General features: G+C 66.9%; 22 protein-coding genes. 3 read left to right on the top strand and 19 right to left on the bottom strand.

Annotation, left to right across the window (positions count from 1 at the left end; genetic code table 11):
* Positions 1-61 precede the first annotated feature (61 nt).
* The 10 genes from AAG816_RS13110 to AAG816_RS13065 form a co-directional block, all read right to left on the bottom strand.
* Positions 62-1,447, bottom strand: a complete 1,386-nt coding sequence (locus AAG816_RS13110) for an aspartate aminotransferase family protein (protein WP_341990088.1) — start codon at positions 1,445-1,447, stop codon at positions 62-64.
* A 268-nt stretch (positions 1,448-1,715) separates the two neighbouring features.
* Positions 1,716-2,459, bottom strand: coding sequence for a 5-oxoprolinase subunit PxpA (gene pxpA, locus AAG816_RS13105; protein WP_341990087.1), 744 nt, complete (start codon positions 2,457-2,459; stop codon positions 1,716-1,718).
* Positions 2,460-2,656: 197 nt separating this feature from the next.
* Positions 2,657-3,313, bottom strand: a complete 657-nt coding sequence (locus tag AAG816_RS13100; protein ID WP_341990086.1) for a carbon monoxide dehydrogenase subunit G — start codon at positions 3,311-3,313, stop codon at positions 2,657-2,659.
* Between the two features lie 16 nt (positions 3,314-3,329).
* Positions 3,330-4,151, bottom strand: coding sequence for an XdhC/CoxI family protein (locus tag AAG816_RS13095; RefSeq protein ID WP_341990085.1), 822 nt, complete (start codon positions 4,149-4,151; stop codon positions 3,330-3,332).
* 29 nt (positions 4,152-4,180) lie between these two features.
* Positions 4,181-5,392: a VWA domain-containing protein gene (locus AAG816_RS13090; RefSeq protein ID WP_341990084.1), complete on the bottom strand. Its 1,212-nt coding sequence runs from the start codon at positions 5,390-5,392 to the stop codon at positions 4,181-4,183.
* Positions 5,393-5,395: 3 nt separating this feature from the next.
* On the bottom strand, positions 5,396-6,301 hold the full coding sequence (locus AAG816_RS13085; RefSeq protein ID WP_341990083.1) for a MoxR family ATPase: 906 nt from the start codon (positions 6,299-6,301) through the stop codon (positions 5,396-5,398).
* Positions 6,302-6,389: 88 nt separating this feature from the next.
* Positions 6,390-8,813: an aerobic carbon-monoxide dehydrogenase large subunit gene (locus AAG816_RS13080; RefSeq protein WP_341990082.1), complete on the bottom strand. Its 2,424-nt coding sequence runs from the start codon at positions 8,811-8,813 to the stop codon at positions 6,390-6,392.
* Entirely contained in the window at positions 8,810-9,310 is a 501-nt protein-coding gene (locus AAG816_RS13075; RefSeq protein ID WP_341990081.1) for a (2Fe-2S)-binding protein, read from the bottom strand. The genes AAG816_RS13080 and AAG816_RS13075 overlap by 4 nt, the downstream gene beginning before the upstream one ends.
* Positions 9,311-9,337: 27 nt before the next feature.
* The gene (locus AAG816_RS13070) at positions 9,338-10,204 is read right to left on the bottom strand and encodes a xanthine dehydrogenase family protein subunit M (RefSeq protein ID WP_341990080.1); all 867 of its coding nucleotides are present in this window, start codon (positions 10,202-10,204) and stop codon (positions 9,338-9,340) included.
* 180 nt (positions 10,205-10,384) lie between these two features.
* Positions 10,385-11,659, bottom strand: coding sequence for an MHYT domain-containing protein (locus AAG816_RS13065; RefSeq protein WP_341990079.1), 1,275 nt, complete (start codon positions 11,657-11,659; stop codon positions 10,385-10,387).
* A 177-nt stretch (positions 11,660-11,836) separates the two neighbouring features.
* Between AAG816_RS13065 and AAG816_RS13060 the strand changes: the two genes are divergently transcribed.
* Positions 11,837-13,459, top strand: a complete 1,623-nt coding sequence (locus AAG816_RS13060; RefSeq protein ID WP_341990078.1) for an ABC-F family ATP-binding cassette domain-containing protein — start codon at positions 11,837-11,839, stop codon at positions 13,457-13,459.
* A gap of 100 nt (positions 13,460-13,559) precedes the next feature.
* Here the strand turns inward: AAG816_RS13060 and AAG816_RS13055 are convergent, their stop codons facing one another.
* The 5 genes from AAG816_RS13055 to AAG816_RS13035 all read right to left on the bottom strand — a co-directional run bounded on the left by AAG816_RS13055 (position 13,560) and on the right by AAG816_RS13035 (position 20,429).
* The gene (locus AAG816_RS13055) at positions 13,560-14,513 is read right to left on the bottom strand and encodes a 3-keto-5-aminohexanoate cleavage protein (protein ID WP_341990077.1); all 954 of its coding nucleotides are present in this window, start codon (positions 14,511-14,513) and stop codon (positions 13,560-13,562) included.
* A 37-nt stretch (positions 14,514-14,550) separates the two neighbouring features.
* On the bottom strand, positions 14,551-15,498 hold the full coding sequence (locus AAG816_RS13050) for a 3-hydroxyacyl-CoA dehydrogenase (RefSeq protein WP_341990076.1): 948 nt from the start codon (positions 15,496-15,498) through the stop codon (positions 14,551-14,553).
* Positions 15,499-15,546: 48 nt separating this feature from the next.
* Complete coding sequence (locus AAG816_RS13045) at positions 15,547-18,072, bottom strand: branched-chain amino acid ABC transporter ATP-binding protein/permease (RefSeq protein ID WP_341990132.1); 2,526 nt, start codon at positions 18,070-18,072, stop codon at positions 15,547-15,549.
* Between the two features lie 70 nt (positions 18,073-18,142).
* A complete protein-coding gene (locus AAG816_RS13040) occupies positions 18,143-19,024 on the bottom strand; it encodes a branched-chain amino acid ABC transporter permease (RefSeq protein WP_341990075.1) in 882 nt (293 codons plus the stop codon).
* Positions 19,025-19,154: 130 nt separating this feature from the next.
* Positions 19,155-20,429 (bottom strand): ABC transporter substrate-binding protein, encoded by a 1,275-nt coding sequence (locus tag AAG816_RS13035; protein ID WP_341990074.1) that lies wholly within the window; start codon positions 20,427-20,429, stop codon positions 19,155-19,157.
* Positions 20,430-20,575: 146 nt separating this feature from the next.
* Between AAG816_RS13035 and AAG816_RS13030 the strand changes: the two genes are divergently transcribed.
* The gene (locus AAG816_RS13030) at positions 20,576-21,310 is read left to right on the top strand and encodes a GntR family transcriptional regulator (protein WP_341990073.1); all 735 of its coding nucleotides are present in this window, start codon (positions 20,576-20,578) and stop codon (positions 21,308-21,310) included.
* A gap of 55 nt (positions 21,311-21,365) precedes the next feature.
* Positions 21,366-22,142, top strand: coding sequence for an SDR family oxidoreductase (locus tag AAG816_RS13025; RefSeq protein WP_341990072.1), 777 nt, complete (start codon positions 21,366-21,368; stop codon positions 22,140-22,142).
* Positions 22,143-22,177: 35 nt separating this feature from the next.
* Here AAG816_RS13025 and AAG816_RS13020 read toward each other — a convergent pair whose 3' ends face one another.
* The 4 genes from AAG816_RS13020 to AAG816_RS13005 all read right to left on the bottom strand — a co-directional run bounded on the left by AAG816_RS13020 (position 22,178) and on the right by AAG816_RS13005 (position 26,316).
* Positions 22,178-23,098, bottom strand: a complete 921-nt coding sequence (locus AAG816_RS13020; protein ID WP_341990071.1) for an SMP-30/gluconolactonase/LRE family protein — start codon at positions 23,096-23,098, stop codon at positions 22,178-22,180.
* Positions 23,095-23,922, bottom strand: a complete 828-nt coding sequence (locus tag AAG816_RS13015) for a citryl-CoA lyase (RefSeq protein WP_341990131.1) — start codon at positions 23,920-23,922, stop codon at positions 23,095-23,097. Before AAG816_RS13015 ends, AAG816_RS13020 begins: the two co-directional genes overlap by 4 nt.
* 66 nt (positions 23,923-23,988) lie before the next feature.
* Entirely contained in the window at positions 23,989-25,233 is a 1,245-nt protein-coding gene (locus tag AAG816_RS13010; RefSeq protein ID WP_341990070.1) for a CoA transferase, read from the bottom strand.
* A 60-nt stretch (positions 25,234-25,293) separates the two neighbouring features.
* Positions 25,294-26,316 (bottom strand): ABC transporter substrate-binding protein, encoded by a 1,023-nt coding sequence (locus AAG816_RS13005; protein WP_341990069.1) that lies wholly within the window; start codon positions 26,314-26,316, stop codon positions 25,294-25,296.
* Positions 26,317-26,349 lie beyond the last annotated feature (33 nt).

The raw sequence follows: 26,349 nt of genomic DNA, 5'->3' as shown, positions 1-26,349 counted from the left end.
AAACGACCAACGCCGGGCAATTGCCCGGCGTTGGCTTTTTTGCGCAGGACGCGAGCGGCGATCAGGCGGCGGGCATGCCCGCGTCGACCCAGGCCTTGGTGTCCGCCAGAGCGGCGGAGAAGCGGGCCAGCAATTCGTCGATCTGCGCTTCGGTGATGATCATGGGCGGGCAGAAGGCGATGGAGTCCTGCACCGCCCGCATGATCAGGCCATGGGCCTGGGCGTGCTCGATGAAATAGAGCCCCACCTTGCCCGGCGGATCGAATTTGGCGCGGGTGGCCTTGTCCGCCACCAGTTCCACCGCGGCGATCAGGCCGACGCCGCGCACTTCGCCCACCAAGGGATGATCGGCAAACGCCTTCAGCTTCTCCTGGAGATAGGCGCCCATGCGGCCGGCATTACCCACCAGATCGCGCTCCTCGATGATGGCGAGGTTCTCCAGCGCCACTGCGGTGGCCACCGGATGGCCGCTGGCGGTGAAGCCGTGGCCGAAGGTGCCCAGCCGCTCGGACTGGTCCGCCACCGCCTGATAGATGGCATCGCTCATCACCACCGCCGCCAGAGGCTGGTAGGAGGAGGTGAGCTGCTTGGACACCACCAGCATGTCCGGCTGGATGCCGAAGTATTCGCAGGCGAACATGGTGCCCAGGCGCCCGAAGCCGTTGATGACCTCGTCCGCCACCACCAGCACGTCATAGCGCCGGCACACCGCCTGCACCTTCTCCCAATAAGTGCGCGGCGGCACGATCACGCCGCCGGCGCCCATGATCGGCTCGCCGATGAAGGCGGCCACCGTCTCGGGGCCTTCCGCCAGGATGGTGGCTTCCAGTTCGGCGGCGAGGCGGTCGGCGAACGCCTCCTCGGTCTCGCCCTCTTCCGCAAAGCGGTAGAAATGCGGGCAGGTGACATGGCGCACGAAGGAGAGCGGCAGGTCGAAGCCGCGCTGGTTCACCTGCAGGCCGGTGAGGCTGCCGGAGGCGATGGTGATGCCGTGATAGCCGCCGTTGCGGGCGATGAACTTCTTCTTCTCGGGGCGGTTGAGGGCGTTGTTATAGTACCAGACGAACTTGACGACGGTATCGTTGGCCTCGGAGCCGGAGTTGGTGAAGAATACATGGTCCAACCCGTCCGGCGTCATCTTCACCAGCTTCTCGGCCAGGTCGATGGAGGGCTCGTGCGACTTGTGGGTGAAGGTATGATAGAAGGGCAGCTTGCTCATCTGCCGGGTGGCGGCATCCACCAGCCGCTGCTCGCCGAAGCCCACGCCCACGCACCACAGGCCGGACATGGCCTCGATATATTCCTTGCCCTCGTCATCGAACACATAGATGCCCTCGCCGCGGTCGATCACCAGCGGCCCCATGCGCTCATGGCGGCGGGCATTGGTATAAGGGTGGATCTGGTACGCGACATCGCGGGCATGCAGCGAATTGGCCAGCGGGGACATAGTCAGCTTCCGATCATCTGGTTTGCGGCGAGGTGCTTTGGCACGGCACCGGGGTTGAATGCGGGATAAGGCCCTAGGAATAAGGGATGGATGCGGCGGCAGGACGACTCGAGGTGCCCTGCGCCGAGCGGGGGCAGAGTGGCCCCACGGTCCGGATTGGTCCAGCATGCCGGCGCCAGACCGCGCTTTCCGGCGGGGCTGTGGCGCGCCGGCCTCACCCGGCGGCCGGGCGCTGCCTGCGGGATGGGCATCTGGCGTAAAATGAGCCTCAGCCCGCCGCGCCGGTCGGCAGCAGCCCCTCCGCCGCCAGGGTCGCCCGCAGCACCTGCGCCACCTGCGCCGCACCGGGCGTATCGGAATGCACGCACAGGCTCTGCGCCGTGACCGGCACGGTCTTGCCGCCGACGGTCTCCACCACCCCGTCCCGGACCGCCCGCACGCAGCGCGCGGCGGCGGCCTCGGCATCCACGGCGGGATGCTCGCGGGTGATGATCAGGCTGCCGTCATCGGCATAGTCGAGATCCACATAGAATTCGCTGACCATGGCGTGGCCGCGGGCGGCATAGATGGTCTCATGCAGGGTGCCCGCCATACCCAGCAGTGGCACCTTGAACACGTCGGCGGCATCGCAGATGGCATGGGCGATCTCCGCCTGCCGCGCCGCCATGCCATAGAGGGCGCCATGGGGCTTGATGTGCGAGAGCGCGACGCCCTCCGCCGCCAGGAAGCCGGTGAGGGCGCCGATCTGGTAGATCAGGCAATTGGCCATCTCTTCGCGGGCGATCTTCATCTCGCGGCGGCCGAAGCCCTGGAGGTCCGGCAGCGAGGGGTGGGCGCCGACGCGCACCTGATGCGCCTTGGCCAGCCGCACCGTGGCGCGCATATGGTTGAAGTCGGAGCCATGGAAGCCGCAGGCCACATTGGCGAGGTGGATGGAGGGCATCAGCCCGGCGTCATCCCCCAGCCGCCAGATGCCGAAGCTCTCGCCCATGTCGCAATTGATGAGGGCCATCCGCCGCTGCCTCCCCGCACCCGCCTGTGTGCCATCCGCGTGTGTGCCATACGGGTACGTGCGCTGCGCGTATGACACACTGTCAATGCACAATGGGAAACTTCGTGTCCATAAGCCATGCCCCATGCGCCAGTGACACGCATCGGGCGCCCCGGGAGGCGACGGGACCATGCGGTCGGCCGCCTCCCCCGCGCCGGTCAGCGCAGCCCATAGCAGATGGGGAAGGCCCGTTCGCCGGCCGCATGGGCATGGCTGAAGCTGAGGCAGCAGGGCGGCAGCAGCAGCGCGCCGGCCAGGAGGGTGGCGGTGGTCGCCTTGCCGAACAGCCCGCCCAGCCACCCTTTGCCGCCGGCCGCTGGCGCCCCGTCCGCGCTGGCTTCAGCGGGAGCCTCATCCACCGGCGGGGCCGCCGGGCTTGGCGCGACGATCTCGCCGAAGGTGGCGAAGAACTCGCCCGCCAGCTTCTTGGCGGTGGCGTCGATGAGGCGGGCGCCCAGTTGCGCGATCTTCCCGCCCACGTCCGCGCGCACCTCATAGCTGAGCATGGTGCCCTCGCCTTCCGGGACGAGGGCGACCTTGGCCACCCCCTTGGCAAAGCCCGCCAGCCCGCCGGAGCCTTCGCCGGTGATGGTGTAGCCCTGCGCCGGCACGATGTCGGACAAGGTCACGCTGCCCTTGAACGCGGCCTTCACCGGCCCGACCCGCAGCACCACCGCGGCGGTCATCTCGGTGTCGGACAGCTTCTCGATGCTCTCGCATCCGGGGATGCAGCGGCGCAGCACCTCGGTATCGTTGAGGGCCGCCCAGGCCGTCGCCGGTGAGGCGGCGATCAGCTGTGAACCGGTCATATCCATGGGAACGTCTCCGCTGCTATTGAGTGAGGTCGCGCTGGCGGCCGCGACGGACCCGCACCAGCTCGGCCAGGATGGACAAGGCGATTTCCTCCGGCGTGATGGCCCCGAGGTCGAGCCCCGCCGGGGCTTTGATGGCGGCGATGCGCTCCTGCGGAACGCCGGCCGCCTGCAATTTCTCGCCGAGCGTCGCCGCCTTCCGGCGCGAGCCGACGAACGCCACATGCGCGGCGTCCGCTGCCAGCGCTGCGGTGAGCGCGGGCAGATCGCCGGAGCCTTGGGTGGAAATCACGATCAGGCGCAGGCCGTTGGCGGTGGGCAGGGCGAAGTCGGTGATCATTCGGTCGGCGCCGGCGAATTTCCCGTGGTCGGCGGCGGGGGCGGCGACGGTGACCTGGAAGCCGAACTGCGGGGCGAGGCTCGCCAAGGCGATGGCCACCGGCGAGGCGCCCATCACCACCAGTTCCGGGCGCGGCAGGACGGGTTCCACGAAGATGTCCATCGAGCCCTGGCTGGGGCACATGTTGCTGGCGTAGCGGATGCCGCCACGGGTCTCGCCCGGATGCACGCCGAGGTCCGCCAGCAGATCCTCCGGCTGCACCGAAACCAGCCGTGGCTGGCCATCGGCGATGGCCTCTCGCGCCGCCTTCAACGTGGCGCCCCGGGCGCAGCCGCCGCCGATCCAGCCGGCCAGCACCGTTCCGTCCGGCAGGATCACCGCCTTGGCCCCCGCCTTGGCGGCGGTGACCGCCACCGTCCGCACCACGGTGGCCACCGCAAACGGCTGCTCGCGCTCTTGCATGGCGCGAATGATGGCGAACGTCTCCAGCGGCAGGGTCATGGCAACCTCCTCGGTCACGGCCGGCGCGGTCACAATCGGGCCAGATAGGGTTCGAGGGCTTCCAGGCTCTCGATGGAATGGGCGGGGGCGAACAGGTCCACATACGGCAGCGCCGCCTTCATCCCGGCGGCCTCGGGGCTGTAGTCCCGCCAGCCGATCATGGGATTGAGCCAGACGATCCGCCGGCAGCGCCGCCGCACCTGGGCCATCTCGCGGGCGAGCAGATCCGGCGCGCCGGTGTCGTAGCCGTCAGAGACGATCAGCAGGGCGGTGCGCCCGCGCAAAGTGCGCGCCGCATGCCAGCGGTTGAAGGTGGCGAGGCTCTCGCCGATCCGGGTGCCGCCGCCCATGCCCTGGGCCATCAGGCCGAGGCTGTCCACGGCCCGCTGCGGGTCTTTCTCTCTCAGGGCGTCGGTGACATCGATCAGGCGGGTGTGGAATACGAAGGCGGAGGCCTGGCGGAAGCTGTCCAGCGCCCCGTGCATGAAGCGCACGAACACGCTGATATAGGGGCTCATGGACCCCGACGTATCCAGCAGGATCACCAATTTGAGCGGCTGATCCCGCCGCCGCCGACGGACGAGATCCACCGGCACCCCGCCGCGGGCGACGCTGCGATGGAGGGTCCGGCGCAGATCGAGCCTTGAGCCGGAATGGGCGGCGCGGTGACGACGGGTCAGCCGAGCGCGCATGGCCCCGGCAAGGCGCTGCGCCAGCGCATAGGCGCGGGCCAGTTCCGCGGGATCGACCAGATGGCGGAAGTCGGTGGCAGTCAGAACGGCGTCGGCGCTCGCCCCGCCCTGTCGGCCATCGCCTTGTGTCGCGGTGTCCATGGCTGCGGGACTGCGGTCGACCCGCTGGGGCGGTCCGCTACCCGTTCCGGCCGGGTTGGCGCCGGGGAGGCCGGGGGCGCTGCTGGGCAAGCGCCGCGTGTCCGCCATGCGCACCGCCGGCTTGAGGTTGCGTTCGAACCAATAGGCGTCGAACACCGCATCGAAGCGCGCCAAATCCCCGTGGCGGGAGGCAAACAGCGCCCGGAGGGCGGAGCGCAAGGTGGCGGCATCCGTCAGGCCTGGATGGGCAAGTAGGCGCAGCGCGTCGGCGCTCTCGCTGAGCCCGGTGGCAAAGCCATTGTCGCGCAGCGCGCGGACGAAGCCCGCCAGCCGCGCCCGCACCCTTTCCCCGGCGGGCGGGGCCGGGTGGGTTGGATCGGAGGCGGGGCGGCCTTGGGCGTGAGGCATGGGTCAGGCCACCTGGGTCAGCAGGCGATCGACCACTTCGCGCGGCAGCGCGTTGCGGTCTTCCTGGGTCTTCAGCAAGGTGGCGAGCAGGTCGTGCACCAGTTCGCGGTCGCCGCGCAGGTCCGCAAGGCCGACACCGGTCAGCGCCGCGGCGAAATCCAGCGTTTCGGCGACGCCGGGGGCCTTGCGCAGATCCTCCCGCCGCACCGCCTGGACGAACCGGGCCACCTGCAGCGCCAATGCGGTGTCGATGCCCGGCAGCCGGGCCTTCAGGATCGCCGCCTCCCGGTCCACGGCGGGAAAGTCGACGAAATGGTAGAGGCAGCGCCGGCGCAGCGCATCGGAGATTTCGCGCGTGCCGTTGGAGGTGAGGATGACCCGCGGGATGGAGCGGGCCGCCAGCGTCCCCAGCTCCGGCACGGTGACCTGAAAGTCGGACAGAATCTCCAGCAGGAAGGCTTCGAACTCCTCGTCGGCGCGGTCCACCTCGTCGATCAGCAGCACCACCGAGCGCTCGGCGCGGATCGCCGCCAGCAGCGGGCGCTCCAGCAGATAGGCGGGCGAGAAGATTTGCGCCTCGATAACGTCGGGGCTGTCGCCGCTGGCCTCCCGGGCCTTCAGGGCGAGGATCTGGCGCTGGTAGTTCCATTCATAGAGGGCGGCGTTCTGGTCGAGGCCCTCATAGCATTGCAGGCGGATGAGGCGGGTGTCGTGGACGATGGCGAGCGCCTGGGCCACCGCGGTCTTGCCCACCCCGGCCGCGCCTTCCAGCAGCAGCGGGCGATGGAGCAGGTCCATCAACCACAAGGCGGTGGCGAGGTCGCGGTCGGCCACATAGCCGGCATCCGCGAGCCGCCGGGCAATGGCGGCGCGGTCGGCGGTGGGGTCGGATGGGGAAGTGTGGGTCATCGCCTCACCAGGGGCCGCGAGGGGAGGGCGCGCGCGTGCGCCCAAAACTCTCGAAAGCGTGGGCGCTTGGACGCGCCCACGCCCGTCGTCATGACCGGTGCAGGCCCAGTCTCTCGCCGACCTCCCAGATCCGCCAGGCGTCGTGCGGCATGTTGATGTGGGTGGTGCCGAGGAAGGAGAAGGCGTCGTTCACCGCGTTGGAGAAGCACGGCACCCCGCCCACATGGGGGCTCTCGCCCACGCCCTTGGCCCCGATGGGGTGATGGGGTGAGGGGGTTTCGGTGTAGTCGGTTTCCCAATGGGGGGTCTCGACCGCCGTGGGTAGGAAGAAGTCCATGAAGGACGCCCCCATCACATTGCCCATCTCGTCATAGCGGATTTCCTGCCCCATGGAGACGGCGAACGCCTCGGTGAGGCCCCCATGCACCTGGCCCTCGATGATCATCGGATTGATGCGGGTGCCGCAGTCATCCAGGGCAAAGAAGCGGCGGATCTTGGCGACGCCGGTGTCCACATCGATGTCCATCACGCAGAAATAGGCGCCGAACGGATAGGTCATGTTGGGCGGATCATAATAATTCACCGCCTCCAGGCCCGGCTCCAGATTGGGGATCGGCTGGTTGTAGGAGGCCCAGGCGATCTCCTTCATGGATTTGCGCTGCTCCGGCAGGCCCTTCACCTGGAAGCCGTCGATGTCCCATTCCAGATCATTGTGATGCACTTCCAGCAGATGGGCGGCGATCATCTGCGCCTTGGCGCGGATCTTCCGCGCCGCCATGGCGGTGGCGGCGCCCGCGGTGGGGGTGGAGCGGGAGCCATAGGTGCCCAGGCCATAGGGGGCGGTGTCGGTGTTGCCCTCCTCGATCATGATGTCGTCGGCGGGAATGCCCAGTTCGGTGGCCAGGATCTGGGCGTAGGTGGTCTCATGCCCCTGGCCCTGGCTCTTGGTGCCCATGCGGGCGATGACCGAGCCGGTGGGATGAATGCGGATCTCGCAGCTGTCGAACATGCCAACGCCCAGGATGTCGCAATTCTTCGACGGCCCGGCCCCGACGATCTCGGTGAAGAACGAAACGCCGATGCCCATGATCTGGCGGGTTTCCCCGCGCTGGAACGCGGCGCGGGCGGCGGTCTGCTCGGCCCGCAGGCCGCGGTAATCCACCGCCGCCATGGCCTTGTCCATGGCCAGGTGATAGTCGCCGGAATCGTATTCCCAGCCCAATGCGGCGTGGTAGGGAAACTGCTCCCGGCGGATGAAGTTCTTCAGGCGCAGGTCGGCGCTGTCCATGCCCAGCTTCTGGGCCAGAACCTCCACGGCGCGCTCGATGGCATAGACCGCCTCCGTGACCCGGAACGAGCAGCGATAGGCGACGCCGCCGGGCGCCTTGTTGGTATAGACGCCATCCACTTCCAGATGGGCGACCGGTATGTCGTAGGAGCCGGTGCAGATGTTCATGAAGCCGGCCGGCCATTTGGACGGGTCGGCGCAGGCATCGAAGGCACCATGGTCCGCCAGCACATAGCAGCGCATGGCGAGGATACGTCCCTCGGCGCTGGCGGCCAGTTCCGTGGTCATGTGGTAGTCGCGGGCGAACGAGGTGGTGGAGAGGTTCTCCATCCGGTCTTCCACCCATTTCACCGGCTTGCCGAGCACGATGGATCCCACCACGGCGCAGACATATCCGGCATAGACGCCCACCTTGTTGCCGAACCCGCCGCCGATGTCCGGGGCAATGACGTGGATCTTGTGCTCCGGCAGGCCCGAGATCAGCGACACCACCGTGCGCACCACATGTGGCGCCTGGAAGGTGCCGTAGAGGGTCAGTTCGCCCTTGATCTTGTCCATGGAGGCCAGCGCCTGGCAGGTCTCCAGGGGCGAGGGGTGGGTGCGGTGATAGTAAAACGTCTCCTTCACGGTGACGGCCGCAGTGTCGAAGACGGTGTCGGTGCCGTCCTTGTCGCCCATCTGCCAGTTGAAGATGTGGTTGGGATGGCGCCGGGGGCCGTGGGCGCCGACGGTCTTCTCGGCGATGTCGTCCCGCAGGATCACCGCATCCGGGGCCAAAGCGAGGTGCGGGTCCACCAGCACCGGCAGCGGCTCGTAGTCCACCTCGATCAATTCGATGGCGTCGGCGGCGATATAGCGGTCGTCGGCGATGACGAAGGCCACTTCCTGGTTCTGGAACAGCACCTTTTCGTCCGCCAGCACCGCCTGCACGTCGCCGGCGAGGGTGGGCATATAATGCAGGTTCAGCGGCTTGAGATCCGCGGCGGTGAGCACCGCCCGCACGCCGGGCAACGCCTTGGCCTTGCTGGTGTCGATGCGCACAATGCGGGCATGGGGATAGGGCGAGCGGCAGAAATCGCCGAACAGCATGCCGGGCAGCTTGATATCGTCCACATAATTGCCGCGGCCCTGGGTGAAGCGGACGTCTTCCACCCGCTTGCGTTTGCAGCCCATGCCTTCCAGGCGGGCTTCGCGCTGTTCCCGTGTCGGGGTCTGGTCGTTCATTCCGCAGCCTCCTGGAACGGCACGCCGTTGATCTTGGCGGCGGCGTATTGAATGGCCTTGACGATGTTCTGGTAGCCGGTGCAGCGGCAGATGTTGCCGGAGATGCCGAAGCGGATCTCCGCCTCGGTGGGATCGGGAGTCTCCTGCAGCAGTCGGTGGGCGCGCAGGATCATGCCGGGGGTGCAGAAGCCGCATTGCAGCCCGTGCATCATGCGGAAGCCTTCCTGGAGCGCGCTGAGCGTGCCGTCTGCGCTCGCCACTCCTTCGATGGTGGTGATATGGGCGCCCTGGGCCTGCACGGCGAACAGGGTGCAGCTTTTCACCGACATGCCGTCCATATCCAGCGTGCAGGCGCCGCAATGGGAGGTCTCGCATCCGATATGGGCGCCGGTGAGCAGGAGCTGTTCACGGATGAAATGGATCAGCAGCGTGCGCGGCTCGGTGAGCCCCTCCACCGCTTCGCCGTTCACCGTCATGGAAACGTGGACTTTCGCCATGTCGCGTCCTCGCAGGGGGGAAGGGGGTCAGGCGGCGGCGCGCTCGAAGGCGCGCGCCAGGGCGCGCCGGAGCATGATGCCGGCCATCTTGGTGCGATAGGCCGCGGTGCCGCGGCCGTCGGTGGCTGGATTGGTGATCGTCTCCGCGGCGGCCACGGCCTTGGCGACGCTTTCGGCATCCAGGGCCGAGCCGATGAGGATCTGCGCGGCCTCCTCCGCCAGCAGCGGGGTGTCGGCCACATTGGTGAGGGCGATGGCGCAGGAGGTGATGCGGCCCTCACTCCGGGTGAGCACCACGGCTGCCGCCGCGGTGGCATAGTCGCCGATCTTGCGCTTCAGCTTCTCATAGGCCGCGCCGTTGCCGGCCTGCGGCTGTGGGATCGAGATCGAGGCGATCATCTCGCCGGGCTCCAGCGCGGTGAAATAGGCGCCCTGATAGAAGGACCGGGCGGGAATATCGCGCGCGCCGCCGACCCCGACGGCCTGATAGCTGGCATCAAGGGCCATCATCACCGCCGGCATGTCGTTGCCGGGATCGCCATTGGCGACGTTGCCGCCCAGCGTGCCGAGATAGCGGACCTGCGGATCGGCAATGAGCAAAGCGGTTTCCCGCAGCAGCGGCAGGTGGGTCGCCAGCAGGTCCGAGGCGATCAGTTCGGCCTGGGTGGTCATGGCGCCGATCACCACCTGGCCGTTCTCCTGGCGGATGCCCTTGAGGTCGGCGATGCCGTGCAGGTCCACCAGATGTTCGGGCGTGGCCATGCGCAGCTTCATCATGGGAATCAGGCTGTGCCCGCCGGCCAGCGGCCGGGCTTCTTCGCCCAGCCGGGCGAGCAGGCCGACTGCCTCGGAGAGGCTCGCGGGCCGGTAATATTCGAACGATCCGGGAATCATGCCTTCCCCTCCCTGGCGCCACATTGGGCTTGTTCCAACAAGGCTCGCCGGGGGTGCGATGCAGCAACAAGGGGAAAGGAATCAAATGCTTAGGTCGCGCACGAACCGCCGCTTCCGGTGCACGAAGTGCGTAAGGTCCGCTGTCTCATCGACATGAAATGCGGCTGCTGAAGCGCCGCTTCAGGCCTTTGTGGCCTGCACCCGCTGCTTCAGCGAGGAGAAGCGGGCGCGGGCCACCGGGATGCTGCGCTGCACGGCCGCATCGATCTCCGCCGCGCCGGCATCGCCCACGCGGCGTACGGCTTCGACGTGGGGGAGGGAGACGATGTAGCTGCGGTGGACCCGCATGAAGCATGCAGGATCCAGCAGCGCCTCGACCTCGCCAATGGTCGAGGGGCAAAAGAACTCATGCGCGCCATCGGAAATGTAGGTGTAGCGGGCATTGGCGCGCACGAACACGATGGCGCCCACCGGGAGCGCGCGGCGGTGCCCATCTTTCTCGACCTCGATCTCGGAGGCAAAGGCCGGCCAGCCTGAGGGCGGGGCGGGCGGGCTAATGGTGCCGGAGGCAATCGGCTCGGTCCCGTCGCCCTCCGGCGGGGGAATCGCCACCGGGGACAGCTGAGGCGCGGTGCTGCCCCTCACTGCCGAATGGGGCACCTGCGGCGGGATCTGGCGGTGGTGCAGCGGCGCCAGCGGGCCGGCGGGGGCCAGCGCGGAGGCGGCGGCCGGCACGCGCTCCGGCATCAGCGACACCAGGAAGCCGCCGGAAATCAAGAACGACACCACGACGACGGTCATGGCCATCACGTCGTGGGAGAGGCTCGGCAAGGCGGTGCCGGCCCCACCGACGGCATCGGGCATCACGCTCATGCCCGCCATTGCGGTATAATGCATGCCGGAAATGGCCAGGCCGAGAATGATGGCCGACGCCATGCGCGAGGCCGCCACCATCGGCCGCTCAATCTGCCACAAGGCGAGCGCACTGGCCGCGACCGCGATCACCGCGGCGCCCACCACATAGCCGAGCGAGTGGTGCATGTGTCCGGCCATGTCGATGGCGGACATGCCCACATAGTGCATCACCGTGACGCCTGTCCCCATGGCCAGGGCGCCGCCGCCGATGCGCAGCGCGCGCGGCAGCGGCGCGTGGACGATCAGCACGCCCGCTCCCACCATGAGGATGCAGATCAGCAACGAGATCAGGGTCGGCAGGATCAGGAACTCGACCGTCACCGGAAAGCGGGCGGCGAGCATGCCGACGAAATGCATGGACCAGATGCTGACCGCCAGGGTCATCGCCGCCGCCGCCAAGGCCAGCCGGCGGTGAAGTCCGACGGTCCGATCGACCTGATCCGCCAGCAGGAGACTGACGTAGCTGCCCTGGGCCGCAATCAGCAGCGAAAGGCCAACCAGCCACGGATCATGGGCCAGCATGAGATGGTGAGCGACCATGGGCCTCTCCTGGCGGCGTTCCCTCCCGGCCGGCTGCTTCGAGCCGTTCCCGGATCTCTTGAGTAGGATTACGTCGGCGCCCGGTCAATGCGCTGAGACGGCAGTGCGGTGCAACCTCTTCCGTGGCGGCGCCACATGGCTTAAGTCCCCCGGCAACATCCTCAGGTCCGTGCCCGCATGATTCGTCTCGACAACATTGGCAAGCAGAATGGCAAGCAGATCGTCTTCATCGAGGCCTCCGCGGCCCTGCTGAGGGGCGAGAAGGTTGGCCTCGTCGGCCCCAATGGCGCCGGCAAGACCACGCTGTTCCGCATGATGACCGGCCAGGAGCCGCCCGATGAGGGCCAGGTTTCCACCGACCGCGGCATCAGCATCGGCTATTTCAGCCAGGATGTGGGCGACATGGCCGGCCGCAGCGCCTTGTCCGAAGTGATGGACGGGGCAGGGCCGGTGAGCAGTGTTGCCGCCGAGCTGAAAGAGCTGGAGATCGCCATGGGCGACCCCGACCGGCTCGACGAGATGGACCAGATCATCGAGCGCTATGGCGAGGTCCAGGGCCGGTTCGAGGAACTGGGCGGCTATGCCCTGGAGGGCAGGGCCAGCGAGGTTCTGGCAGGCCTGGGCTTCAGCCAGGAGATGATGGACGGCGACGTGGGCAAGCTCTCGGGCGGCTGGAAGATGCGCGTCGCGCTCGCCCGCATCCTGCTCATGCGCCCCGATGCCATGCTGCTGGACGAGCCGAGCAACCATCTGGATCTGGAAAGCCTGATCTGGCTGGAGTCCTTCCTGAAGGGCTATGAAGGCGCGCTGATCATGACCTCCCATGATCGCGAATTCATGAACCGCATCGTCACCAAGATCATCGAAATCGACGGCGGCTCGCTCACAACCTATTCCGGCGACTACGAATTCTACGCCCAGCAGCGCGCCCAGGCCGAGAAGCAGCAGCAGGCGCAGTTCGAGCGCCAGCAGGCCATGCTGGCCAAGGAAATCCAGTTCATCGAGCGCTTCAAGGCCCGGGCCTCCCATGCGGCGCAGGTGCAGAGCCGGGTGAAGAAGCTGGACAAGATCGACCGGGTGGAGCCGCCCAAGCGCCGCGAGGCGGTGTCGTTCGAATTCCAGCCGGCCCCGCGTTCCGGCGAGGACGTGGTCAGCCTCAAGAATGTGCACAAAAGCTATGGCAGCCGCACCATCTATGAAGGGCTGGACTTCCATGTGCGCCGCCGGGAGCGCTGGTGCGTGATGGGCGTCAACGGCGCCGGCAAGTCGACCCTGCTCAAGCTGGTGGCTGGGTCCACCAAGCCCGATGATGGCTCGGTTGCGGTCGGGGGCAGCGTGAAGATGGGCTATTTCGCCCAACACGCCATGGAAGTGCTGGATGGCGACCTCACCATCTTCCAGTCGCTGGAACAGGCGTTTCCCCAGGCGGGGCAGGGCTCTTTGCGGGCGCTGGCCGGCTGCTTCGGCTTCTCGGGCGACGATGTGGAGAAGCGCTGCCGGGTGCTCTCGGGTGGCGAGAAGGCGCGGCTGGTGATGGCGCAGATGCTCTATGATCCGCCGAATTTCCTGGTGCTGGACGAGCCCACCAACCATCTGGACATGGCCACCAAGGAAATGCTCATCGCCGCTCTGGCGAGCTATGAGGGCACCATGCTGTTCGTGTCCCATGACCGCCACTTCCTGGCGGCCCTGTCCAACCGGGTGCTGGAACTGACCCCGGACGGCATCCACCAATATGGCGGCGGCTATACCGAATATGTCGCCCGCACCGGCCAGGAGGCCCCCGGCCTGCGCAGCTGAGCCGGGGCGGAAGGACGGTTTCTGTCGGCCGGGCATGAGCCGATGACCGGCGGGCGCGAGAGGCCAGCCGGTTATCGTGGTGCCGGGACGGCGATGTCCCTCAGATATTGGTCTTGTCGGCGCCCTTCAGGGCGAGGATCTCGCGCGCTTCATCGGGGGTCGCCACGTTGAGGCCGAGGCCCTCGATGATCTTGCGGGCGAGCTTCACCTGATCGGCGTTGGATGTGGCGAGCTTGCCCGGCCCGGCCCATAGGGAATCCTCCAGCCCCACCCGGATATTGCCGCCCATGGAGGCGGCCATCGCGGCGATCGGCAGCTGATTGCGCCCCGCCCCCAGCACCGACCAGCGATACTGATCGCCGAACAGCCGGTCGCAGGTGCGCTTCATGTGCATCACGTCTTCTGGATGCGGGCCGATGCCTCCCAGCAGGCCGAACACCGACTGCACGAACAGCGGCGGCTTCACCAGGCCGCGATCCAGGAAGTGGGCCAGATTGTAGAGATGGCCGATATCGTAGCACTCGAACTCGAAGCGGGTGCCATTGTCGTAGCAGGTGTGCAGGATATATTCGATATCCTTGAAGGTATTGCGAAACACCAGATCGCGGGTGTTCTCCAGATGGGTGCGCTCCCAGCCGAACTTGAAGTCCTTATATTTGTCCAGCAGGTGATAGAGCCCGAAATTCATCGAGCCCATGTTCAGCGATGCCACTTCCGGCTTGAAGGTGGCAGCGGGCAGAACCCGCTCCTCCACCTTCATATAGGGGCTGCCGCCAGAGGTGATGTTGATGACCGCATTGGTGGCCTGCTTGATCCGCGACAGGAAGCGGCCGAACGCTTCCGGGGTCTGGTCCGGCTGGCCGGTCTCCGGATTACGGGCATGCAGATGCAGGATCGCCGCGCCGGCCTCCGCCGCCGCCAGGGCATCGGCGACGATCTCGTCGGGGGTGATGGGCAGATGCGGCGACATGGTGGGGGTGTGAATGGCGCCGGTGATGGCGCAGGTGATCACCACCTTGCGGGCAGACTTGGACGGGGCTGAGGTCTCGGTCATGGGGAACAACCTTTCTTGGAATGGCGGGGAGGGGGCGTCAGGCGCCGAAGTCCTGGTCGGCTTTGCGTTTGTGCGCGGCGAGGGCCATCAGCCGGCGGTCGCGCCATACCTGGCGGGCCTGCAGCTCCTCTTCCGGCAGGCGCTTGCGGCGTTCTGCCAGAACGGTGCCGAGCACGTCGCCGGCCCAATCCACCCGGTGCCACTGGCTGGGCGAAATGCGCTCGTAAATCTGCTGATAGCGGGCCACATAGTCCGCGACCCCGCCGGGAGCGTTAAGATCGATGGTCTCGAACGGACCCATGAACGACCAGCGCAGCGCCAGCCCCTCGCGGATGCCCACGTCGATGTCCTCGACGCTGGCATAGCCCTCGGCCACCAGCCGGAATGCCTCCTCCAGCAAGGCGCCCTGCATGCGGTTCATGACGAAGCCGTCCAGTTCCCGCTTCATGACGATGGGCGACTGGCCGGCTGCGCGCATGAGATCGCCGGCACGGGTCATGGTCTCGGCGCTGGTCCAGGGGGCGGGCACCACTTCCACCGCCGGGATCAGATAGGGCGGATTGATCGGGTGGCAGACGCACACCCGATGCCGGCCCGGGAGGGCTTCCGAGAACGCCGATGGGAGCAGTGCGGAGGTGGAACTGGCCAGCACCGTCTCCGGTGACGCGAGACGGTCGAGCTCCGCGAACAGGGCCAGCTTGATCGCCAGCACCTCCGGGGCATTTTCCTGGGCGTGGACCGCCCCATCCAGTGCCGCCGCATAGGAGGGCGCCGCGGATAGGCGGGCGCGTACAGCCGCCGGGCTGTGGCCGTTGAGCAGGTCATTGTCCGCAAGGGCGGGCAGGACGCCTTCGATATAGCTCAGCGCCGCCTCGGGCGCGTCTGTGGCCTGGTCGGCCAACGCCACGTCGAAACCGGCGCGGGCGAAGGTGATGGCCCAGGCCCGTCCGATGAAGCCGGAGCCGATGATGGCAATCTTGGTCATGAAACGCCTTTCAACGGGAAGGAGAGGGGCGGCTGCGGTCAGTGGGGCTCACAGCCACAGCACCTTGCGGCGCAGATCCAGATCGCGGGCGAGCGGGCGGGCAGGGCCCTCGTGCATGACCTGTCCACGCTCCAGCACCACGGCGCGATCGGCGAGATTGAGCACCACGTCCAGATGATGATCGACGATGATCAGCGTAAGCTGATGGCGCAGCCGGTCGAAGGCATCGAACAATTCCTCCGTCACCGCCGGGGACAGCCCCTCGAACGGCTCATCCAGCAGCAGCACGCGGGTGTCGCCCATGAGAGCGCGGGCGACCGCCACCATCTGCTGCTCGCCGCCGGAGAGCAGGTCCGCCGCCGTATCCAGGCGCACCTTGAGGCGGGGGAACAGGTCCAGCACTTCCTCTTCGCTGAAGTGGCGTCCGGCACCGGTGATGCGCTTGAGCCGTCCCAGCTCCAGATTGTGGCGCACGCTCATGCCGTGGAACAAGGCGCGGCCCTGCGGGACGTAGCCGACGCCTCGGCGGGCCACGGCTGCCGAGGAGAGGCCGGCCAATTCCTGCCCCGCAAGTTTCACCGAGCCGCTGGCGGGCCTCACCGTGCCGACAATCGTCTTGAGCAAGGTGGACTTGCCCGCGCCATTGCGACCCAGCAGGGCGAGAATTTCGTGTTCGCGCGCTTCGAGCGAGATTTCGGTGAGGATGCGGCTCTTGCCGTAGAAGGCGTCCACCTTGGACAGCTTGAGCATCACCTGATCGGTCGCGGCCGAGGCCAGATCCCGGGCAGCAAGAGCTGCGGCGCCGGAGCCGATATAAACCTCCTGCACCCGCTTGTCGGAGCGGGCCTCTTCCACCGTGCCGTCCACCAGCACCGCGCCGTCGGCCATCACGGTGACGGCGTCCGCCAATTCGAACACCCGGTCGATGTCATGTTCCACCAGCAGCACCGGCACCGCGCCGGAAATCTGCTTGATGAGGTTCGACACCCGCGTGCGCTCGGCGGCGGCCAAGCCCGCCAGAGGCTCGTCCAGCAGCAGGACGCGGGGGCGCGCGGTCAGGGCCAGGCCCATATCCAGCAGGCGCTGCCCGCCATAGGACAGGGCGCCGGCTTCAGCCTTCTCCATGCCGGTGACGCCGAGAAAGGCGATCATTTCCCGCGTATCGGCATCGATCTCGCGGATCGAGCCGGCGTCCGTCCAGGGATCGAACCGCCGGGCATGGGTGGCCTGCACGCCGAGGCGCAGGTTTTCGTAGACCGAGAGCGTGGGGAACAGATTGGTGATCTGGAACGAGCGCGCCAATCCCTTTGCGCAGACCTGATGCGGGGCAAGCCCATCGATCCGCTCGCCGGCAAGGCGGATCTCGCCCGCATCGGGGCGGAACATGCCGGAGATGAGGTTGAAGGCGGTGGTCTTGCCGGCGCCGTTGGGGCCGATCAGGGCATGCAGGGTCTTGTCCCGAACCGCGACCGCGCCGGCCTGCACCGCTTTGATGCCGCCGAAGGATCGCGCAAGGCCTTCCGCCACCAGGATCGGGGTGGCCTCACGCCAGGGCGCGTGGGCGGTGAGGGACGCGGGCAGGGGCCGCAGCTCGGCGCCCACGCGCTGGCCCATGGCGGCGTCTTCCTCGCGCTTCTTGCGTAACGGCGCCAGGAGGCGGGCGGCCACGCCCACCAGGCCCGTGGGCGAGAAGACGATGAAACCCACGAACAGCAGGCCGAACCAGAACAGCCAGTTGGGCGTCCACATGGACAGGCATTCGCGGAACAGCACGAAGAACAGCGCACCCAGCGCCGGGCCGAGGAAGGAGCGCATGCCGCCGATGACCACCATGGCCAGCAATTCGCCGGAAAAGGCGATGCTCACCGGGTCGGCGGACGCAAAGCGATGGTGGAACACCATCATCGCGCCCGCAAACGAGGTGATGCCCGCAGACAGGACGAAGCAGGCCAATTTGTAGAGGGTGGTGTTGTAGCCGATGAAGCGGGCGCGCTGCTCGTTCTCGCGGATCGACACCAGCACGGAGCCCAGCGGCGAGCGCACGAAGCGCTGCAACGCATAGACCACCGCCAGCGCCAGACCGGCGACGACGAGATAGAACGGCCACGCCTGTTCCAGATCCACCCCGAATGCGGCACCGCGCTTGACGCCGCCGAGGCCGTTTTCGCCGCCGGTGAAGTCGGTCCAGCGAAAGGCGACGGTGTAGAGCAGGGCGGTGAAAGCGAGGGTGAGGAGGGAGAAATAGACCCCGCGCCGCCGCAGCACCACAAATCCAATGGGGATGGCGGCCAGCGTTACCAGGGCGGCGGCTGGCAGGGCGAGGATCAGTCCGGCATCGGGGAAGATGTGGCGCTGCAGCAGTGCCGCGCCATAGGCGCCGAGGCCGAACCAGGCGCCGTGTCCGAAGGAGACGAGGCCGGTGTAGCCCACCAGCAGATTGAGAGCCATACAGGCCAAAGCCAGGATGGTGATGTCGGTGGCCGAGGTCAGGGTCAGTCCGAAGGCCGAGACCAATTGCGGCAGCAGGATCAGGCCGGCGACGGCGATGAGCAGATTGGCATGGCGCGCGAGCATCGTGCTCCCTTTGGCGGGGCTGGCGGGCAGGGCTTTGAGGCTGGTGCTGGGCTGAAGCATGGTCGCCTCCTCACTCGAACCGCAGAATGCGTTCGCCGAACAATCCGCGCGGCCGGATCAGCAGAACCAGCAGCATGAGCAGGTACATGGAGGCCTCGGCGGCGGGGGGGATGAAATAGACGGTGAGCCCGCGCACCACCCCCACCAGGAGGCCGGCGGCGACCACGCCCCAGAACGAGCCGAGCCCGCCGATCACCACCACCACGAAGGAGGCGGTCAGGATCTCCACCCCCATGGCCGGATGCACGCCGGAAATGGGCGCGAGCATGACGCCGGCCAGCCCCGCCAGGCCGATGCCGATGGCGGCGACCGCGGTCATGTAGGGGGTGAGCGAGATGCCGAGGGCGCCCACCATGTCTGGGTTCTGGACCCCCGCCCGCACCACGCGCCCGAAGGCGGTGCGCTGGAGCAGCAGCCACAGCCCGAGCACCGCCACGGCGGCCACCACCAGAATGGCGATGCGGTAGCGGGAATAGATGAACTCGCCGATGAACACCTGTCCGCGCAGGAAGGGCGGTATGGCAAAGGGGATCGGCGTGGCGCCGAAGGCCATGCGCAGCCCCTGTTCGATCACCATGGCCAGCCCGAAGGTGAGCAGCAGGCTCAGGATCGGATCAGCGCGGTAGAAGCGGGAGAACAGCACTCGCTCCACCACCACGCCGATCAGCGCCACCGACAGGGGCGCTGCGATGAAGGCGGCGGCGAAGCCGAAGCGGTTGCCGACCTCGACGGCGATATAGGCGCCGATGGCATAAAAGCCCCCATGCGCCAGATTGACGATGCCGCCGAGGGAGAAAATCAACGACAGGCCGAGCGCAATCAACAGATAGGCGACGCCCACCAGCAAACCATTGAGCAGCTGCTCAATCATAAAGACGAGTTCAACGGGCATGACGATTTCCGTCCTGAGGGCGGCCAGTGCGCGGGGCTGCTGCAAGCGACATGCTGCGCCGCCGGCTCGGGAGGCGCAGGATGCGAGGCGTTGGGGCGCCCCCTTGTGGGCAAGGGGGCGCCGATGGCGCTCAGGTGGGGAAGGTGCAGGCGTTTTCCGACGGGGTGGGGGCGATGGCATCCAGCGCGTCATTGGGGCCGGGGACGGCCTTGCCGAGCACCATGAGATCCCACTGGTCCTTCACCTCGGCCACGGGCTTGGCGGTGATGGTGTACATCTCCTGGATCAACTGGTGATCCCAGGCGCGATAATAGCCCTGGCGGTCCTTCAGGATGTCCAGCTTCGGCTCTTTTTCGAAGAAACCGATGATCTGGGCGCTGTCGGTGCTCTTGGTCTCAGTCATGGCGCGGGCGACCGTCTTGGTGGCCACATAGTCGCCCCAGGCCTGGTTCTCCGGCGGCTTGCCGAACTTCTTCACGAAGGCGGCGACGAAGGCCTTCGAAGCGGGGGCTGCCACGTCATGGTGCCAGATGCAGGGCCACAGGCCGCCGAAATTGCCCTTGCCGGCACCCCAGGCCACGGCGGTGTCGAAGCCGAACCCGCCATAGGGGTAGGGCAGGCCAAATTCCGCATATTGCTTGATGAAGTTGGTGATCTGGTTGCCGGCGAGATTGGAGATCACCACGTCGGGCTTGGCCTGGCGGATCTTCAGCATGTAGCCGGAGAAATCCGATGCGTCGGTGGGCACCAGTTCGTCGGCGATCACCTGGCCGCCATTGGCATTGATATAGAGCTTGGCGACGCGGGACAGATCGTGGCCAAAGGCATAGTCGGCGGTGAGGAAGAACAACTTCTTGCCCTTCACCAGGCCGTCGCGAACCATGGCGGCGCCGACCGCCTTCACATATTGGGTGTTGGCGCCTTCCACATGGAACATGTAGCGGCTGCAGTCCTTGCCGCGCAGGGCATCGGAATTGCCGCCGGTATTCACGAACACGATCTTATTGCGGGCCGCCACCTGGGCGATGGCGAGGCAGGAGGCGGACGAAATCTCGCCGATGATCACCGCTGCCTTGTCGCGCTCGATATAGCGCTCGGCTTTTGCTGAGGCGGTGGCGGGATTGACGCTGTCTTCCATGATCAGATTGACCTTGCGGCCATTCACGCCGCCGGCCGCATTGATCTCTTCCACCGCCAATTGCACGCCCATCTGCCCATAGGCGCCCAGCGGCCCGAGGAAGCCGGTGAGCGGGGTCAAGTGACCAAAGGTGATGGTGTCGGCTTGGGCCTGGACGATGGCCGGCATGCCGAGGCCGCCGGCAAAGGCAGCGGCGCCGAGCCCCTGGAGGACCCGGCGGCGCGGAAGGGACGCAGACAGAATCGTAGTGGTGGGCGTGTCGGTCATGGCGTGGCGTCTTCCCTATGGCTCCGCGCTGGATTTGCAGCAGGTTGACGCCGAGGCCGGCGGCTCCTCCTTGCATCCTTCAACGGAATGGTTGCCGATTGGCTCGGCAATCTGTTATCTGTGATCACACATAGCAGACGATGGTGATGGAAGACAAGTCACTCCCCGAAGACCCCGCACAGGCGCTTGATCCCACGCTCGGCGACCGCATGGGCAAGATCGTGCGCCTCACGTTGGCGGATACGGTCTATCGCGATCTCAAGGAGTTGCTGCTCGCGGGGCGTGCGGCGCCGGGAGAACGCTTCACGCTGCGCGGCCTCGCCGCCGCCATAGGCACCAGCGCCATGCCGGTGCGCGAAGCGGTCTCGCGCCTGGCGGCGGAGAATGCCCTGGAGGTGCTGCCCAACCGGGCGGTGCGGGTGCCGCTGATGTCGCGGGCCCGCTTCATCGAACTGCGGCTGATCCGCTCCAGTCTGGAAGGGCTTGCGGCCGAGACCGCAGCCCTGAACGCCGATGCGTCGGATCTTGCGGAAATCAACCGCTGCGAACGCCTGTTCGCCGCCGAGCGCGAGAAGCCGCGGCCCGATGGGGCGGCGGCGATGCATTTCAACAAGGATCTGCATTTCGCCCTCTATCGCGCGGCCCGGATGCCGATCTTGTTCGGCATGATCGAGAGCCTGTGGCTCCAGATCGGCCCGGTGCTCAATCTGGACTTCCAGGCCGGCCCGGAGCGGGTGCGCGGCGGCGAGGCCCATATCCACCACGCCGCGCTGGTGGAAGCGCTCCACCGGCGCGATGGCCCGGCGGTGCGCCAAGCCCTCCTTGCCGACATCTGGCATGCCGGCGACTTCATTCTCTCACGCGGGATCCTGCCGGACTGAACCGGGGCCCGCGTGAGCCACAAGAGAAAACGGCGAATGCCGAGGGAGAAACGCCATGGACCTGGGAATTGCCGGCTTGCGCACCATCGTGACCGCGGGTGCTGGGGGGATTGGGCTGGAGATCGCCCGCGCGTTTGCCCGCGAAGGGGCGCGGGTGGAAGTGTGTGACGTGGATGAGGCCGCCTTGGCGCTGCTCCCGCAGAACGACCCCAGTCTCACGGGAACGCTCTGTGACGTCTCTGATCGCGCGTCGGTCCAGCGCTTCATGGACGGCGCATTGTCTCGCCTTGGCGGTCTGGACGTACTGGTGAACAATGCCGGCATCGCCGGCCCCACGGGCCGCGTCGATCAGATCGATCCCGCCGACTGGGATCGGACTTTGGCGGTCGACATTACCGGGCATTTCAATGTCACGCGTCTTGCGGTGCCGGCGCTGAAAGCCAGCACCAATCCCTCCATCATCGGCATTTCCTCGGCGGCCGGCCGGTTCGGCTTTCCATTGCGCACACCCTATGCCGCGGCCAAATGGGGCGTGGTGGGTTTCATCAAGTCGCTCGCCATGGAATTGGGCGAGTTCGGCATCCGCGCCAATGCCATCCTCCCGGGCTCGGTGGATGGACCGCGCATCCGCTCGGTGTTCGAGAACAAGGCCCGTGAGCGCAACGTGTCCATGGCTGAGGTTCAGGCGCTTGCCCTGTCCGCTACATCACTGAAGTGTCTGATCCCGCCCCAGCATCTGGCCAATATGGCGGTGTTCCTGTCGTCCCCCATGGCGGCGACGATCTCCGGCCAGGCCATCGCGGTGGATGGCGATATGCAGATGCTGGTGTGAGGGCAAGCCTCCTGCCGAGCGAAGGCGACGTGGGGCTAGGACCGCGGGAGCACCACGCCGGGATGCTCCATGTCCGCCACCAGAACGGTTCCGGTGGCGGATTCGGTGATGAAGAGCTGCCGCCGGTCGGGCCCGCCGAAGGCGACATTGGTGCAGCTGGGGCCGGCACAGGATGCGATCCGCGCCACGCACGCGCCATCAGGGGCGTAGATGAACGCCTGCCCCAGGGAGGCATGGGCCACCACCAGCCGGCCGGCCTGATCCATGGCCAGCCCGTCCGGTCCGCTGGTGCCGAACAGCGTGCAGAATCGCCCGACCTTCGAGACCGACCCATCGCGCTGCAATGGGGCGCGCCACACAGAATTGTCGCGGGTCATGGCCACGAACAGCACCGTGTCATCCGGGCCGAGCACCAGTCCGTTCGGGCTGGGCAGGTTGGCCATCAGGCAGGTGAGTTGCCCATTCGGGCTCAGTCGAAACACCCGGCCGGTGGGATCATGCAGCCCGGTCTGGCCCTGATCGGTGAAATAGATATCGCCGTTCGCGGCAATGGCGAGATCGTTGAGCCCCTTGAAGGCTTCCGAATTGCGCCGACCCAGCACCGTGTTCACAGCACCCGACCCAGGATCCAGCGCCAGCAGGCCGTTGCGATAGTCCGCAATGAGGATTCGCCCGTCCTGATGCAACTTCAGTCCGTTCGGCTCACCGTCATACTCCGCCACCAATGCCCAGTCCCCGGTGGGGGTAATCCGGAAGATGCGACCGAACGGGATGTCCACGATGTAGAGGTTGCCGTCAGCATCGAATGCCGGCCCCTCGATGAAGCCATCCACCGGCGTGCCCTGTTTGTTGGCATCGGCCCAGGCGCTGCGCACGCCGGTCCGGCGAAAGCGCTTCGGCATGGTGGTGACGACGCGGGTCTCGATCACCTCCGGTGGGGTTGCGAGATACATCATGGCTGCGGCACGTCCCGGGTTGCGACGCCGGTGTAGCCATAGGCGAAGCTGCGCGGGATCGGCCCCTTGTTGCGCTCCTTGCGCCCGGTCTGCTCCCAGGCATGGGCCAGGATGCCGACGGCGCGGGAGAGGCAGAAAATGCCGCGTGCCAGCGGCGCGGCGAAGCCCAGTTCGCCGTAGATCACCGCCGAGGCGCCATCGATGTTCATGGGGATCAGCTTGCCCTTGCGGCAATGCAAAACCCGCTCGATGGCGCGCGCTGCTTCCGCATAGCTGCCGGATACGGCCCCTTCCGACCGTGCGTTCTCAACCAAGTCCAGGAGCCGGCCGGAGCGGGGATCCACCGGATGAAAGCGATGTCCGAAGCCGGGAAGATAGGCGCCTTTGGCGACGATGAAGGCATCAATGGCCGCGGCTGCGGCGTCATCCAGCGCAAGCCCCGCGTCGGCCCGGGCCAGGACGTCGTCATAGAGCTCCACCGCCTGCTCGCCCGCGCCACCATGCACGTCATCCAGGGCATTGAGCGCGGAGGCCATGGCCCCGTTCAGCGGCAGGCCGCAGGACACAGACATGCGGGCGATGGCGATGGATGGCGCATGAGGCCCGTGATCCACCGAAGCGACCAGCGCCGCCTCCAGTAAGGCCTCCTGCGCCGGCGTCGGCAGGTCGCCGCGCAGCATCAGCCAGATCATGGCCGGAAAGGACACGGCGCCGATCAACTGCTCGATCGGATAGCCCCGAAAGGCGATCCGCGAGGGCGCGATGTTGCAGATCGCGGTGCTCCAATAGTCCGCGATCGCCGTGCGCTCGGGGGAGTGGGTCATCATGGCCTCTCTGGCGGTCATTGGAAGGGCGGCATCCACGGGTCGGGCGCCGCCATTGGAGCTTGACTACTGGGCTGCTTCGGCAAGCGGCCCCAGATCCGGCAGGGTCGCGCAAGCCACCACCTTGTCGCTGGCAAGGCGGTTGATGGTGGCGGTGTCCAGCCCCAGCTCGCGCAACCAGCTGCGCGTATCCGCCCCGAGTTCGGGGGGTGCCATGGGCACCGCAAACGGTTCGTCCAGCCGAAAGCCCGGTCTGGTGACCTTGAGCGCGCCGTCTTCGTGCGTCCCCGAAATGCTCTCCACGAAGCCCCGCCCGACGATATGCGGTTCGCGCAGGATTTCCGGCACCGTGAGCACGCACCCCGCCGGCACGCCCGCCGCATTGAACATGGCCTCCCACTCCGCCGCCGGCCGGGCGGCGAGGGCGGCATTGATCTCCCGGTTCAAGGCGGTCCGGTGCTGCTTGCGGGCCTGGCGATCCGCAAAGCGGCTGTCGCAGGCCAGATCCTCGCGGCCGATCAGGCGGCACAGGGTTTCATATTGGCGCTGCTCGTTGGCGGCAATGTTGAGCGGGCCGGTGGCGGTGGCAAAGGTGCCGGACGGGGCCGCGGTGAAGTTCTCATTGCCCATGGGCTGGGGCACGACGCCGGCATTGAGATGGTTGGACACCACCCAGCCCATGGCGGCCAGGGTAGATTCCAGCAGCGACACGTCGATCATGCGGCCGCGCCCATTCTGGCGCTGCTCCACCAAAGCCGAGGCGATGGCGAAGGCGGCGGTGAGGCCGGCGATGGTGTCGGAGATGGGAAAGCCGGTGCGCAGCGGCGCGCTTTGGGCATCGCCGGTCACGCTCATGGCCCCTGACAGGCCCTGGACGATCTGGTCATAGGCCGGACGGGTCGCCCAGGGGCCATCCTGCCCGAAGCCGGAAATGGCACAGTAGATGATGCGCGGGTTTCGCGCTTTCAGCACCGCATAGTCGAGGCCGAGGCGGGCCATCACCTTCGGGCGGAAGTTCTCCAGCACCACATCGGCCCTTTCCACCATCTTCAGAAACAGCTCCTTTCCCTCGGTCTTCTTCAAGTCGAGCGCGACCGACTGCTTGTCGGCGTTCACCGCCATGAAGGACAGGCCCATCAGCCGGGCGGCCATGGCAGGGTCGGCACCCAGGCGGCGGGCCAGATCGCCGCCATTGGGGTTTTCGATCTTGATCACCTCGGCGCCCATGCGGGCCAGATTGTAGCCGCAGAATGGTCCTGCCAGGACGTTGGACAGATCGAGTACGCGCACGCCCGCAAGCGGCAAGGTCATGTGAAACGCTCCTGTGGCGCCGGTGCTGCGGTTGGCGAGGCCGCGCTACGGCGCATGCGGTCACGGAATCCGCTTGGCGGCTTCTTCTGCGAACCGGTTGGTGTAGGTCTTGCTCAGGTCGATGTTGGCCTTGGCAATGGCGTCGTCATAAGACGACAGTACTGCCAGCGGCGTCTTCACAGCCTCGGCATCGAACAGGCCGGTTTTAGAAAATAGCGCCGTCGATGCCTTCATGATTTCGAGATTGAGCGCGCGATCATCAAGTTTGTAGCCCGCCGGAATGGCGTCCACGACCACCTCGGTGGGATTGGCGTGGATCCAGCGCACGGTGCGCAGCAGCGCATCCGCAAGCCGTTGGACGGTCTCGGGATTCTTGTCGATGAAACTCTGGTTGAGGTACAGGCAGGCGGTGGGATAGATGCCACCGAATGCGGCCTGCGAGCCGGCCACGGTGCGACCGTCAAAGAGGACTTTCACGGCATTCTTGCGCTCGAGCAGGGTGGCGGTGGGATCGTAATAGCCGAGCACCTCCACATTCTTGTTCTCCAGGGCCACCATGCCCGGCGCGCCGCTGCCGGCGGCGATGAAGGTCACGTCCTTCAGGTCGAGGCCGGACTTCTTCACATAATAGCGGGCGATCATGTCGGTGGATGAGCCGGGCGTCGTGATGCCTATGCGCATGCCCTTCAAGTCGGCGCCGCTCTTGACCTTGTCGGCCAGATCGCTGCGCACCCCGAACACGATGCCGGGCACCTCGTTCAGCAGGAACACGCAGCGCACCGCCTTGCCCTTGGCCTGCATCTGGATGGTATGGTCATAGAAGCCCACCACCGCATCCACCGAACCGCCGATGAGCGCTTGCAGCGCCTTGCTGCCGCCCGCCTGGAAGTTCTGGATCGTCACATCCAGTCCTTCGGTCTTGAAGAAGCCGAGCTTCTCTCCGAGCGCCAGCGGCATGTAGTTCAGGATCTGCGACCCTACGGCGATGGAAAGCTTGGTCTGTTCCGGCTCTGCTGCCAGGCTCGCGGAGGCGAGCGTGGAGAGAAGGGCAGCGGTGGCCGCGAGGCGGATGAAGATGCGCATGTGTGGTTTCCTCCCGAGGGCGTGGCCCGGACC

Source organism: Azorhizobium sp. AG788, assembly GCF_943371865.1.
GTDB lineage: Bacteria > Pseudomonadota > Alphaproteobacteria > Rhizobiales > Xanthobacteraceae > Azorhizobium.
The sequence above is the reverse complement of the archived record's forward strand: the minus strand, read 5'-3'. Positions and strand labels throughout refer to the sequence as shown.

What these genes read in the sequence shown, in the direction of transcription:
- AAG816_RS13110 (WP_341990088.1), bottom strand. Translation starts at nt 1,447, where the DNA reads ATGTCCCCGCTGGCCAATTCGCTGCATGCCCGCGATGTCGCGTACCAG.
- pxpA (WP_341990087.1), bottom strand. Translation starts at nt 2,459, where the DNA reads ATGGCCCTCATCAATTGCGACATGGGCGAGAGCTTCGGCATCTGGCGG.
- AAG816_RS13100 (WP_341990086.1), bottom strand. Translation starts at nt 3,313, where the DNA reads ATGGATATGACCGGTTCACAGCTGATCGCCGCCTCACCGGCGACGGCC.
- AAG816_RS13095 (WP_341990085.1), bottom strand. Translation starts at nt 4,151, where the DNA reads ATGACCCTGCCGCTGGAGACGTTCGCCATCATTCGCGCCATGCAAGAG.
- AAG816_RS13090 (WP_341990084.1), bottom strand. Translation starts at nt 5,392, where the DNA reads ATGCCTCACGCCCAAGGCCGCCCCGCCTCCGATCCAACCCACCCGGCC.
- AAG816_RS13085 (WP_341990083.1), bottom strand. Translation starts at nt 6,301, where the DNA reads ATGACCCACACTTCCCCATCCGACCCCACCGCCGACCGCGCCGCCATT.
- AAG816_RS13080 (WP_341990082.1), bottom strand. Translation starts at nt 8,813, where the DNA reads ATGAACGACCAGACCCCGACACGGGAACAGCGCGAAGCCCGCCTGGAA.
- AAG816_RS13075 (WP_341990081.1), bottom strand. Translation starts at nt 9,310, where the DNA reads ATGGCGAAAGTCCACGTTTCCATGACGGTGAACGGCGAAGCGGTGGAG.
- AAG816_RS13070 (WP_341990080.1), bottom strand. Translation starts at nt 10,204, where the DNA reads ATGATTCCCGGATCGTTCGAATATTACCGGCCCGCGAGCCTCTCCGAG.
- AAG816_RS13065 (WP_341990079.1), bottom strand. Translation starts at nt 11,659, where the DNA reads ATGGTCGCTCACCATCTCATGCTGGCCCATGATCCGTGGCTGGTTGGC.
- AAG816_RS13060 (WP_341990078.1), top strand. Translation starts at nt 11,837, where the DNA reads ATGATTCGTCTCGACAACATTGGCAAGCAGAATGGCAAGCAGATCGTC.
- AAG816_RS13055 (WP_341990077.1), bottom strand. Translation starts at nt 14,513, where the DNA reads ATGACCGAGACCTCAGCCCCGTCCAAGTCTGCCCGCAAGGTGGTGATC.
- AAG816_RS13050 (WP_341990076.1), bottom strand. Translation starts at nt 15,498, where the DNA reads ATGACCAAGATTGCCATCATCGGCTCCGGCTTCATCGGACGGGCCTGG.
- AAG816_RS13045 (WP_341990132.1), bottom strand. Translation starts at nt 18,072, where the DNA reads ATGCTCGCGCGCCATGCCAATCTGCTCATCGCCGTCGCCGGCCTGATC.
- AAG816_RS13040 (WP_341990075.1), bottom strand. Translation starts at nt 19,024, where the DNA reads ATGCCCGTTGAACTCGTCTTTATGATTGAGCAGCTGCTCAATGGTTTG.
- AAG816_RS13035 (WP_341990074.1), bottom strand. Translation starts at nt 20,429, where the DNA reads ATGACCGACACGCCCACCACTACGATTCTGTCTGCGTCCCTTCCGCGC.
- AAG816_RS13030 (WP_341990073.1), top strand. Translation starts at nt 20,576, where the DNA reads ATGGAAGACAAGTCACTCCCCGAAGACCCCGCACAGGCGCTTGATCCC.
- AAG816_RS13025 (WP_341990072.1), top strand. Translation starts at nt 21,366, where the DNA reads ATGGACCTGGGAATTGCCGGCTTGCGCACCATCGTGACCGCGGGTGCT.
- AAG816_RS13020 (WP_341990071.1), bottom strand. Translation starts at nt 23,098, where the DNA reads ATGATGTATCTCGCAACCCCACCGGAGGTGATCGAGACCCGCGTCGTC.
- AAG816_RS13015 (WP_341990131.1), bottom strand. Translation starts at nt 23,922, where the DNA reads ATGACCCACTCCCCCGAGCGCACGGCGATCGCGGACTATTGGAGCACC.
- AAG816_RS13010 (WP_341990070.1), bottom strand. Translation starts at nt 25,233, where the DNA reads ATGACCTTGCCGCTTGCGGGCGTGCGCGTACTCGATCTGTCCAACGTC.
- AAG816_RS13005 (WP_341990069.1), bottom strand. Translation starts at nt 26,316, where the DNA reads ATGCGCATCTTCATCCGCCTCGCGGCCACCGCTGCCCTTCTCTCCACG.